Here is a 12,095-nt window from a genome sequence, read left to right as displayed (position 1 = left end):
GACACAGAAAAACAGCTGACCTCTTATTGTCAGCTGTTTCTTTCGATTCTGCGCAGTTTCATGAGTGCATTTATTTCTCCACCTGTAATAATGATAATTCCTGAAATAAAAAACCATATCATTAATATAATCACACCACCAAGACTTCCATATGTCGCGGAATAGTTCCCGATCGTGTTTACATATTGAGAAAATGCCAGGGATACTAATTGCCAACAAATTGTAGCAAAAATTGCTCCAATAGCAACATCTTTTATATGGACCTTTTTGTTTGGAGCCAATATATATAAGGCTAATAATACAATAAAGAATACAACCGATGAAATTACCCATCTTAATGTGTCCCAAACACTCATAAACCCTTCTGATAATCCAATAAATGAAAATAAATAAACTCCTATCATTTTTCCGAATATTGGTAATAAAAAGGCAATAATTATTACAATAAGCATGGCAACAGTAAGAACAATTGCTATCAGTCTCGATACAATAAACGATCGATCTTCCTCCACATTATATGCTTTGTTAAAGGAACGCATAATGGCATTAATTCCATTCGATGCTGACCATAATGTTCCTATAATGCCTATCGATAATAATCCGCCATTCCGCTCATTCGTAATTTGGGTTACATTTTCATTAATCAACTGCACTATTTCTTGAGGAGCATAGGTTTGAATGAATTCAATTACATTTATTTCCTCGATTGGGAGGTAACCAATTAAAGTAAATAAAAAAATCATAAATGGAAAAAGTGATAATAAAAAGAAATAGGCTAATTGAGCAGCTAGACCAAAAACATCATCGTCCATCGTTCTCTTAAAAAGGTGCTTTAAAAAATCTAAGACGTTCCTCATAGCCTCTCCTCCCCTTTATTCGATACGACTACTCTTCACAACAGTTATATTTTCCTCTTCGTCTACATTACCATAAGCATCAATTATTTCTTGAAGCTGAACTAGAACATCTACTGTACTATTAATTGCTTTGGATAATGACCCAGACAACTCTTCATAACCATTGCGCACAAAATGAACTCCTTCAGATGGATGTTTCATGTAATAACTTGTAGAACTACAGGTTGTTTGTAGTTTATTCCATACTTGAGTTCTCGTGTTTCGGTCTAATAACGTTGCCAACCCTCCAACTGCAGCACCAATTACTATTCCTTTTAGGAATTTACTATCATTACTCATGTGTCCACTCCTACCTAGATTAAATTGTTTTTCTGCTTTATTTCTTTCATTAATTGTTGACATCCCTCATGGATCAGCTCATATGTATAGCTGAAATTGTTTGTGAAATATGGATCAGGAACATTAGTTTCTTTAGGATTGGTTACAAAGTCCATCAATCTTGCAACAACAACACCATCATATGTGTCTCTAACCTTTTTTAGGTCATTAATATTCTTTTCATCCATCGCAATAATATAATCAAAACCATCCCAATCTTTTTTATCGACTTGACGCGCCTTCATTCCTTGATATGATATTTCCTTCTCATCAAGTAAATTTCTTGTTCCTTCATGTGGAGGATTCCCAACATGCCATCGACCTATTCCTGCTGAATCAATCATGAATTCACTTTCAAGTCCCTGTTTTTTTACTAAATCTCGAAAGATAGCTTCTGCCATCGGAGATCTACAAATATTGCCTAAACAAATAAATAAAACTTTAATCACGTTTTAACCACCCACCAATTTTTACTATTATAATGTTACAACCATTATACAAGACATATAAGAAATTATTAAAAGAAATGAATTATATAAAATTAGTGACACAATAAGCTATAATTTGTCATTGACTTTTCAGTAAAATTTTCGGAAAATTAAAACAATACATGAAGGGGGTAATGCAATGGGAAAAGATAGTAAATTAATGGAAATAATTAGTCAGATAAGTGGGTACGTCTGGGGTCCACCACTATTAATTTTATTAGTAGGTACAGGTATTTACTTAACGATAAGGCTTGGATTTCTACAATTTCGCATGTTGCCCTATGCGTTGAAGCTAGCATTCAGTCCAGCTAAACAAGATAAAAAGGCGGAAGGTGACATCAGTCATTACCAAGCATTATCGACCGCAATGGCTGCAACAATAGGTACTGGTAACATTGTAGGTGTAGCTACAGCTGTTGTGGTAGGTGGACCGGGTGCCGTTTTTTGGATGTGGATTACTGCCCTGGTCGGAATGGCTACAAAATATGCGGAAGCTATTCTAGCAGTAAAATATCGTGTAAAAAACAGCAAAGGTGAAATGTCTGGCGGTCCCATGTATTATCTTGAAAAAGGGCTTAATGCAAAATGGTTGGGTGTTTTGTTTGCCATTTTTGGTTCCATTGCAGCATTTGGAATAGGTAATATGGTACAAGCCAACTCCGTTTCTGATGTAGCGAATAGTTCCTTTAACATCCCTACATGGGTTACAGGCGTGGCATTATCAGTAATTGCTGCATTAGTTATCCTTGGTGGTATTAAAAGTATCGGTAAGGTCACAGCCTTCTTTGTACCTATAATGGCAGCTTTCTATGTCATTGGTGGACTTATTATTATTATTCTAAATTTTGATTTAGTACCAACTGCTTTTAGCACTATCTTCTCTGATGCTTTTACAGGAAGTGCTGTTGGTGGAGGACTATTGGGAACGGCTATCCGATATGGTGTGGCACGCGGTGTATTCTCCAATGAAGCAGGTTTAGGATCTGCTCCAATTGCCGCCGCTGCAGCAAGAACAGATTATCCAGGTCGTCAAGCACTTGTATCAATGACACAAGTTTTCATTGATACCATTATTGTGTGTACCATAACAGGCCTTACTATTGTAATGGGTAACCTTTATGCAGGGGGCTTAAATGGTGGAGAATTAACTTCTGCATCGTTTGAAATGTTTTTAGGTGGCACGGGACAATACGTGGTAACCATCGGAATTATACTTTTTGCCTTTTCAACACTTGTTGGTTGGTCTTATTATGGCGAAAAATGCTTTAGTTACTTATTTAAAGACAATGCCATCATCTATTACAGACTTGCGTTTATCTTATTTATTTTCGTTGGATCTATCGCAAGTTTAGATGTCGTGTTTGGCTTTGCAGATATCATGAACGGTTTAATGGCATTCCCGAACTTAATTGGCCTTCTTGGTCTATCCGGAGTAGTTGTCGCTGAGACAAAACGGTTCATGAAAGTGGCACAAGAAGAAAAAAGACAAGAAAAATTACAAAAAGCTGCAAGTTAGATAATAAAAAGAATACTATATAATCAAAGACAGAGGCTTATCTAAATTCCTTTTTATTAAGGATGATTTAGATAAGCCTCTTTCTCTTTAATAATTATAATTTTCTAATTTCACTATCGCTAACAATTAACGCTTCAATTTCATCCGGCGGTACCGGTTTACTAAAATAATACCCCTGATAATAATCACAACTCTGTTCTTCGATGAATTTTAATATGTGTGGTTCTTCAACGCCTTCCGCCACAACTTTCAATCCAAAAGTATGAGCTATCTGAATCATTGCCTTAATAATTTCAGCGTTACTAGATTCAATCAAAGAATTTTTGATAAAAGATTGATCAATTTTCAAGTGATTTATTGGAAACTTCCGTAAGTAGCCTAATGAAGAATAGCCTGTACCAAAATCATCAATAGACAAAGATATCCCCATTAATCTCAGTTGATTCATCGTACGGATACAGTCTTCTGTATTTTGCATGACACTATTTTCTGTTATTTCTATTTCTAAATATTCAGGATTCATTCCTGTTTCATAAACAATAGTCTTCACTTTTTCTGCAAAATCAGACCGTTGAAGTTCGATTGCAGAGACATTGACAGCAATATTAAAAGGTTTTAGTCCTTTTTCCACCCACCTAACATGTTGCCTGCATGCTTCTGTAATCACCCATTCACCAAGCTGAATAATTAACCCCGTCTCTTCAGCAAGAGGAATAAACTCACTAGGTGGAATATACCCTTTTTCTTTGTGGAACCACCGAATCAAGGCTTCGAATCCTATTATATCGCCTGTTATTACATTAATTTTAGGTTGATAATGTAATACAAATTCATTTTTATTAAGGGCCCTATTTACTTCCCCTTCTAATAAAAGCAAGCTATTATACATTTTGTTCATTTTAGGTGTATAGAATAATTTACTATTCCTTCCATTTACCTTCCCATAGTGGACTGCAATACTTGCATGATTAATTAATTCATCTGTTAGAATACCATCTTGATAAAAATTACTAATCCCGATAGAGGATGTAATAAAAAATTCCTTTCCCGCCACAGAGATAGGTTTTTTTATAGCGTTTATCATTTTGTCACTAAGTTCATCAACTTCTTGATAGGACCCTTTAATGATTGCGATAAATTCATCGCCACCATAGCGATATAAACTACCTTTATCATGAATTACTCGTTGTAAACGTTCGGCTATCACCTTGATTACTTTGTCACCTGCAAATTCACCTAATGAATCATTAATATATTTTAACCTGTCTAAATCACACAATAAAATAGAAAAAGGGTTATTTCGGGTAGATGTTTCGGTTAATTTTTCGATATCTTCCCGAAATTTAGTACGATTCGCTAAATTGGTTAACGGATCATTATGGGACAAATACTCTACTTGCTCTTCAGCTTGTTTCAATGAAGTGATATCTACAGCAGACCCAATAACTTCCACAACCGTTCCATTTTCCATTATCGGTGAAAGCATTACATATAGATACAAATCAGCAGTCTTAAAATTAAATGTTACTTCCTCACCCTGATAAACCATATCGAGTCTTTCTTTCGCATATAATGATTTAATTGGTTGATCAAGTAAATAATCAGTCGTCAAACCAATTTTTTCGGCTAATTTGCCTTCCACCATTGTAAAAATATATCCATCATCGCTTGTCTTTTTTACTCGAAAAACAAGGTTCATTAGTTCTTTCAATACACGATGATAGTCGTTCTGCAAAGCTTCCACTAACTGAATCTCCATTAGCTTCTTTTCGGTAATATCTGTTCGAAAGGCAATAAAAGAAAAAGGAGCTCCTTCATTATTTAAAATAGGGACAATAGTTGTTTGCAACCAAATTAACACGCCATCTTTACGTTTGTTTTTCACTTCTCCATTCCAAACCTTACCAGAAAGGATGGTATTCCATATGTTTTCAAAAAATTGTTGGTCATGATATCCCGAATTTAGTACACTATGGTTTCGATTCAACAATTCATCTTTAGAAAAGCCAGTCAATTCACAAAAATGATCATCAACATATGTGATAGCTCCATTTAAGTCCGAGACTGTAATTGTAGTCGATTGACTAACCGCATAGTTTAGATCTTTATATATTTTGAATTGTTCATCTAAGTAGGTTTTCAAATTGGCAAACGCTTGATCCATACCTTCGTTTTTATCTGTTTGTTTAAGTTGAAAAAACAAATGATCCAACTTGTTTTGATCGAAAATATTTTCTAAATTAAATAGTGTCATATGCTATTCACCTTTAGCTAGTATTAGAAAGCTTTTTTAACAGTATAACTAAATATATAGATAATAAAAAGATAATATTATTTATATCGACAATTATCGCAAGCTTTCAAATGTAAAGAATAGAGATTTCTTTTACACATTTTAATTTAGTAGTGGTTCTATACATTCTTTACAATCATTTTTGGCAGAGTTTACTATATCACTAACATTATAAGCATCTAATTCTTCTATTTGTAAATTTTCAATAAAATCATGCATGTAAGAAGGTTCTCTTTTAATAGGGGTAATCCAATCATCTTGTTTTTCTTTTGGTAATATTACCGGCATTCGTTCGTGAATTTTTCCCATGAAATTATTTGCTTTTCTAGTAAGAATGGTACATGTGAACAATTGTTGATCATCCAATTGCCATTTATCCCATAACCCAGCAAATGCAAATACTTTTCTGTTCTTCAAATAAATTCGTTTCGGTTGCTTACTACTTTCTTGCTTTTTCCATTCATAAAAACTATCTGCAAGGATAAGACATCGCTTACTAGCTAATAACTTTTTAAAGCTTGGCTTCTCATGTGCGCTTTCACTTCTTGCATTGATTATTTTATATCCTATTTTAGTGTCCTTTGCCCATGATGGAACTAAACCCCACTTCAAATAACCAATTCTTTTTGTATTTCCATCATGTATAATCGTTAACACTTTTTGTCCAGGAGCTATGTTAAATCTTGGTTGGAAATCAGGGATTTCACCTTCGATTCCGAATTCTTGTAATATTTCTAATTCACTCACACTCATTGCAAATCTGCCGCACATAGTAATTCACCTTCCATCTCAAAACTTGATACTCCCATTCAAAGAGAATAATGCATTGCAAACTCTGAACTCATTAAAAAACTCTTCTCATAAACATCATTGCTTCAAAGCCGTCGAACTGGATAGAAACTTTGCACTAAGTATTCTTAACTTTTATGCAATGATAACTGAGTGGTAAAAGTCCGTTCCGGCAGAATACTACGCTTTCCACGGACACGGCTTCAGCTCGTGGGACTGCAATTACTCGCCCCACCCTAAAACATTTGCTGTTTCCGGACAAGGAAAGCGAGTGTTTTTTCATAGCTCTAGACCAATACTCATCTTGTAAAGACAGAAGAAAATCATACTAAAGTTAGTGCAGACTTTATATTTTATCTGTCGTAAACAACAATCTTTTAGAAGACAGCCATATTAAAAAGCTTACACACTTAATTTGCTAAGTCTTTTCACTAATGATTTGCGTAGAGAATTTGCTATTGTATCTACTTTCAATATTTGTTGAATTCGGTTAATATCTGCTTTTTTATGAAATAACGTCCCAAAAATAAAAGCTATACTTATTTTGTTAGGTTCTTCTTCTAACAGTTTAAGAGTATCATCATTTGACACATAGCCCTCCTTAAGAACACGGAAATAGTAACCGCTATAACCGGTTTCGGTTACAACGGCAGGTATATCCTTCACACGATGTATTTCAGCAATTTTATAGCATGGTTGCCTAGGTTGTGATACCTGTACAATAGCTTCTCCAAGTGAATATATATTACCAGCAAATACAGCATGTTCCAAAAGCCCTACAATAGTAATATTTTCACCAAATGCAGGTACCGAAAAATTCTTATTGTACCGATTATTCCAATAAGAGTAGTGTTCAAATGGATACATTAAAAGTGCTTTTTCTTCACCACCATGGTTTTTTAAATCTGCCTGTCCATCCCCCTCGAACCCATGTTTAGATAACCAAACTGAATCCGTTACAGCATGTTTAACAAATCCTGTGTTTAGTTCTCTGTTATTTATTTGATATGTTTTAGGCTGACCAATATTCAGTGATAATACCTGGTATTCCATATAAAATACACTCCTCAGTAAGAACTTTTTATGTAAAATATTATTTAATGACAATTCTTGTGTAACATCTATAAATCATATTATATATATTAGTAAGAGTTATTAAAACTTTATAGTTTAAATGAATTTATAGAGATGTTACAATTGCATCTGCATAAAAGATATAATCAGAAAGGATGATAGGGATGCATGTAGGAAGTAAAGGTTGGTATGTGGAAGAATTAAAGAATATCGGTGTTCGTCAAATCGAGGGACACAAAATTGAAAAGTATAAAATTCACGTGCTTGCAAACCTATTAGAAGAAAAACAAAATTAAATAATAATTTCAAAAGCGGGGAGTGAGCTTCCTGCTTTTTTTAAAGCAAAGATTTTTCTCACCACTACTTCTTATATATAACATCCTACTCAAATAATATCTTAAAATTTGCAATAAACAACTAATCCTTTGTATTATTTAATAATTGAATAGAGAATTTAGGTTATCTTAATAATAGAATTACTTTATGATTATCTGGTTCCATTTATTACTATTTACTCTACCCCCATAAATACAATGCATAATGAGAAAAGCTATAAATAAAGTAGAAATTTTACACCGATGGAGGAACTATCATGTTTTCAAACGCAGAGATCGGAATTGATTTAGGAACTGCAAATATTTTAGTCTACACAAAAAACAAAGGTATTGTACTTAATGAACCTTCTGTTGTTGCGATAGATTTAAGAACCAACCAAGTTGTCGCAGTTGGAACAGAAGCTAAGGAAATGGTTGGTAAGACCCCAAGACACATTGCACCCATACGGCCCTTAAAAGATGGTGTAATAGCTGACTATGATATCACAGCACAGATGTTGAAAGAAATATTAAAAAAAGTAAGTAAGAAGATTGGCTCATCAATGAGAAAACCGACTGTGGTTGTTTGTACCCCTTCAGGAAGTACATCTGTCGAAAGGCGAGCAATTCATAATGCTGTTAAAAGCTTTGGTGCTAAAGAAGTTCACTTGATTGAGGAACCAATAGCTGCAGCGATTGGTTCCGACTTACCGGTAGAAGAACCAATTGCCAATGTAATTGTTGATATTGGAGGCGGTACAAGTGAAGTTGCCATTATTTCATTCGGCGGAGTTGTTACATGCCATTCGGTAAGAACTGGTGGCGACAAAATGGATGAAGAAATCATTCAATACATTCGCAAAAACTTCAATATTCTCATCGGGGTACGTACTGCTGAAAATATTAAAATGGAAATCGGATATGCTTTAATCGAACATGATGAAGCTTCCATGGAGGTGCGCGGGAGAGACCTTTTAACTGGATTGCCTAAAGTAATCACAGTAACTTCTACTCAAATTCAACAAGCTATTAGAGAATCTTTGGAGTCAATTTTAGAAACAGTTCATACTACATTGGAGAGTTGTCCACCTGAATTAAGTGGAGATATCGTTGATCACGGCATTACTTTAACAGGTGGTGGTGCATTACTTAAGGGAATGCAAGAATGGTTAGCTAATGAGATTTATGTTCCTGTACATTTAGCACCAAACCCATTAGAGTCTGTAGCTATTGGTACTGGCCGTTCTTTAAAAATGATTCATAAATTACAAAAAGCAGTAAAATAAAATCAGAAACCTTACTCTATTTTCCGAGTAGGGTTTTCTTGAATTGGGTTGGATTTTGCTTTCAAAAAACATAACAGATTAATGTATCAGGTAAATCATGCACGTTTTTGAGCGGACATAGTGTCTTGAACAAAAGCGCAGGGCGCCTTGCTCACCCTAGGGCAATTAAGACAGACATCTATGTGGTGCTCTTTACCACAAAGATGTCTGTCTCGGGTAGGCGCTGTAGCTGGACGTGTCACATGCAATAGTCAGTTATCCACAGGACACTAAATCTATAATTTCCTGCTTCAAAAAAGGTGAATATTAATGTATTTGTATTCACCTTACACACAGGGAACAAGGAAATGTTTTTTCAATATAAAACAAAGAATTATAGATATCATAACAAGTTATGGTACATTGGAGGATGAGTTATATCATACCTTTTTGAACAAATAGACACGACTTGAATCAAATTAGCGACAAAATAAATCACATTCTTAAGAAGTTGTGAAGAAAGTAAGTACCATTTAGAATGGAAACAACTAAACCAAGAAATAATACACAATTGATTACAAAAAAGAAAATATATCAGTTTTTTTGCTCCACACAATATATATTTAGGTTTAACGCTCAGCAGGAGTGGAATCATTAATTAAATCACCTTTTTTGTGTTACAAACTTAAAAAATGGACAAATTATAAAGAGAATTCAAACTAGTAAATGTGAGGATTGAACATATGAAGACTGCCACACTATTCACATACTTTAAAATAGTAAATTTTATCGGTACCCTACCTGAGAATATAAACCAAATACATGTTGATTCAAGAGATGTTAAACCTAACAGTATGTTCATTTGTACGCGTGGATTTACAGTTGATAGCCATGACTTCTATCAAGAAGCTATTGATAATGGTGCTACTGTAATAGTAGCGGAAAAACCGCTTGACATCGACTTAGATAAAACAGCTTTAGTAATCGTTAAAGATACATATAAAGCAATGGCCCACATTGCTAATAAGTTTTACAAAAACCCTTCCTCTCAATTAAACGTAATCGGTGTAACAGGGACAAATGGAAAAACAACGGTGACAACACTTATTCACTCCATGTTACAGAAAGCAGGCCAAGCAGCAGCACTTTCTGGAACAATAGGATTAGAAATGCATGGTGAAAAATACACGAGTGAAAATACAACATGCGATATTTTAACAAATCAAAAATTTTTAAATAAAACATTAGCAGAGAATGTGCCTAATATGGTCATGGAGGTTTCCTCACATGGTCTTTGTCAAGGAAGGTTGTGGGGGATTGATTTCGATATAGTTGTTTTTACAAACCTAAGTCAAGATCATCTTGATTACCATGATTCCATTGAAGAATATGGTTATGTAAAAGGATTGCTTTTTGCCCAATTGGGACAAGATTTAAATATGGATAAATATGTTGTGCTCAATCAAGACGACCCTTGGTTTGAAACATACAGCTATTGGTCCCCCTTCGAAGTAATTTCTTATGGTATACACTCAGATGCTGATTTCTCGGCAAAGAATATTCGTTATCAAGAAGATAGTACATTATATACCTTGCTGTCCCCAGAGGGCGAGTATGAAGTCCAAACACAATTACTTGGGGAATTTAATGTTTATAATTCTTTAGCTGCAATTGCTTCGTTATTCGCAAAAGGATTACATGTAGCTCAATTAGTTGAATATTTAGTAGATATTGGACCAATCAACGGAAGAATGGAAAAAGTTGAGCTTGATGTTCCAGTAACATTATATATTGACTACGCTCATACTTCTGACGCAATAGAAAAATCAATTGATGCCGTGCTTCCCTTTAAGAAAAGGAAATTGATTTTCCTAGTTGGAACAGGCGGGGACCGCGATTCTTTCAAAAGGCCCGACATGGCTGAGAAAGCATCTGTTGCAGATTATGTGATTCTTACCATCAATGACCCAAGAACAGAAAATCCAGAGAAAATACTTGCGGATATGGAAAAAGGAATGTTGCATGATAACTACAGAGCGATTGCCAATAGAAGTGAAGCTATTGCGCATGCTTTAGATATAAGTGAACCTGGTGATATCATTGTTTTTGCTGGTAAAGGTCAAGAAGATTATCAAATTATCGGTAACAAAAAACTACCGTATAGTGATTTCGAGACTGTTTGTGAAAATGCTATTAAAAAATATAAAAATTAGAATCAATGTTCTTTTATTGATTCTAATTTTTTTCTTATCCTTATTTACTTATCAAACGTTTGATTAATCATATTTTTCAACATTACTTTTATATTTCTAGCTTTTTTAACAGAGTTTTCAAAGCGGTTACTTCCTCAGTTGTTAACGTTATACCTTTCCCCATTTTCTCATGATCTGGTGCCCAATCTCGTAAATCATATTTGGGGTCACGGCCGTTCCAACTGACTAAATTCAGCTCTTTGTTCCAACCTTTTGCAGATTCCGATATAATACCTAAATGTTCCACTATTTCATACTTAAGTTCCGCCATATTATTAACCTCCTGGTATTAATTTATTTCCTTATTCATTACAAGGCATCACATTCTTTCCTAGTTAAGACATATAGGAATAAATCTCTCCCCCTCTTTTTTATTATTTTCTCTCTACTCATCCCAATCCTAGTGGCAACTTTAAGAGAAGAATTATTTTGGGGATCAATTAAGGAAACCATTTTTTCTACTCTCAACGTGTATAGGCCATAATCTCTGCATGCTTTAGCAGCTTCGGTGGCATAGCCTTTTCCCCATTCTTTTTTAACAAATAAATATCCTATTTCCATTTCAACACGTTCATCGACTTTTTGCGGAACTAATCCACATTGACCTAGAAAATCCCCAGTTATCTTATTTTCAACAACCCACATTCCAACTCCAAAACGCCTATAGTTATTTAGTGTCCACACAATCCACCGGATAGTTTCCTCTTCATTCTTCACTTCTGGATAGAATTTCATGGCAATTGGGTCGGAAAAAATCATCATAAGATTTTCTACATCGCCCATATGCATCTCTCTAAATAAAAGTCTCGGAGTCTCTAAAATTTTCTCCATAGGTCCCTCCCGAATTATAAAGGATTGAAAGCACTACT

12 protein-coding genes are annotated in these 12,095 nt (G+C 34.5%); 4 read left to right on the top strand and 8 right to left on the bottom strand.

The features are described from left to right. Nucleotides 1–29: 29 nt before the first annotated feature. Genes QQS35_RS15405 through QQS35_RS15395 form a run of 3 tightly spaced genes read right to left on the bottom strand, consistent with a single transcriptional unit; the run spans nt 30 to nt 1,684 of the window. Complete coding sequence (locus QQS35_RS15405) at nt 30–857, bottom strand: YihY/virulence factor BrkB family protein (protein ID WP_285933107.1); 828 nt, start codon at nt 855–857, stop codon at nt 30–32. Between the two features lie 15 nt (nt 858–872). Beyond that, nucleotides 873–1,196, bottom strand: coding sequence for a hypothetical protein (locus QQS35_RS15400; RefSeq protein WP_285933106.1), 324 nt, complete (start codon nt 1,194–1,196; stop codon nt 873–875). 14 nt (nt 1,197–1,210) lie between these two features. Continuing rightward, nucleotides 1,211–1,684: a low molecular weight protein-tyrosine-phosphatase gene (locus QQS35_RS15395; RefSeq protein WP_285933105.1), complete on the bottom strand. Its 474-nt coding sequence runs from the start codon at nt 1,682–1,684 to the stop codon at nt 1,211–1,213. A gap of 178 nt (nt 1,685–1,862) precedes the next feature. On the opposite strand from QQS35_RS15395, the gene QQS35_RS15390 reads away from it, so the two are divergent. After that, nucleotides 1,863–3,239: an alanine/glycine:cation symporter family protein gene (locus tag QQS35_RS15390; protein ID WP_285933104.1), complete on the top strand. Its 1,377-nt coding sequence runs from the start codon at nt 1,863–1,865 to the stop codon at nt 3,237–3,239. A 94-nt stretch (nt 3,240–3,333) separates the two neighbouring features. On the opposite strand, the gene QQS35_RS15385 is transcribed toward QQS35_RS15390, so the two are convergent. The 3 genes from QQS35_RS15385 to QQS35_RS15375 form a co-directional block, all read right to left on the bottom strand. Next, on the bottom strand, nt 3,334–5,493 hold the full coding sequence (locus QQS35_RS15385) for a sensor domain-containing protein (protein ID WP_285933103.1): 2,160 nt from the start codon (nt 5,491–5,493) through the stop codon (nt 3,334–3,336). A gap of 141 nt (nt 5,494–5,634) precedes the next feature. After that, entirely contained in the window at nt 5,635–6,303 is a 669-nt protein-coding gene (locus tag QQS35_RS15380; RefSeq protein WP_285933102.1) for an SOS response-associated peptidase, read from the bottom strand. A gap of 420 nt (nt 6,304–6,723) precedes the next feature. Beyond that, nucleotides 6,724–7,374, bottom strand: coding sequence for an MOSC domain-containing protein (locus tag QQS35_RS15375; RefSeq protein WP_285933101.1), 651 nt, complete (start codon nt 7,372–7,374; stop codon nt 6,724–6,726). Between the two features lie 185 nt (nt 7,375–7,559). Between QQS35_RS15375 and QQS35_RS15370 the strand changes: the two genes are divergently transcribed. The 3 genes from QQS35_RS15370 (at nt 7,560) to QQS35_RS15360 (ending at nt 11,187) form a co-directional block, all read left to right on the top strand. Beyond that, on the top strand, nt 7,560–7,691 hold the full coding sequence (locus QQS35_RS15370) for a YflJ family protein (RefSeq protein WP_285933100.1): 132 nt from the start codon (nt 7,560–7,562) through the stop codon (nt 7,689–7,691). Nucleotides 7,692–7,987: 296 nt separating this feature from the next. Further along, nucleotides 7,988–8,995, top strand: coding sequence for a rod-share determining protein MreBH (gene mreBH / locus QQS35_RS15365; protein WP_285933099.1), 1,008 nt, complete (start codon nt 7,988–7,990; stop codon nt 8,993–8,995). A 722-nt stretch (nt 8,996–9,717) separates the two neighbouring features. Continuing rightward, nucleotides 9,718–11,187: a UDP-N-acetylmuramoyl-L-alanyl-D-glutamate--2,6-diaminopimelate ligase gene (locus tag QQS35_RS15360; protein WP_285933098.1), complete on the top strand. Its 1,470-nt coding sequence runs from the start codon at nt 9,718–9,720 to the stop codon at nt 11,185–11,187. Between the two features lie 88 nt (nt 11,188–11,275). Here the strand turns inward: QQS35_RS15360 and QQS35_RS15355 are convergent, their stop codons facing one another. Next, nucleotides 11,276–11,497, bottom strand: coding sequence for a YdbC family protein (locus tag QQS35_RS15355; RefSeq protein ID WP_285933097.1), 222 nt, complete (start codon nt 11,495–11,497; stop codon nt 11,276–11,278). A gap of 38 nt (nt 11,498–11,535) precedes the next feature. Continuing rightward, nucleotides 11,536–12,057 (bottom strand): GNAT family N-acetyltransferase, encoded by a 522-nt coding sequence (locus QQS35_RS15350; RefSeq protein WP_285933096.1) that lies wholly within the window; start codon nt 12,055–12,057, stop codon nt 11,536–11,538. Between the last annotated feature and the right edge of the window lie 38 nt (nt 12,058–12,095).

Origin of the sequence: Aquibacillus rhizosphaerae, assembly GCF_030282825.1 — a bacterium.
In the GTDB taxonomy this organism is placed as follows: domain Bacteria; phylum Bacillota; class Bacilli; order Bacillales; family Amphibacillaceae; genus Aquibacillus_C; species Aquibacillus_C rhizosphaerae.
Note: the sequence above shows the minus strand (reverse complement) of the source record. Positions and strands in the feature narration are given on the sequence as shown.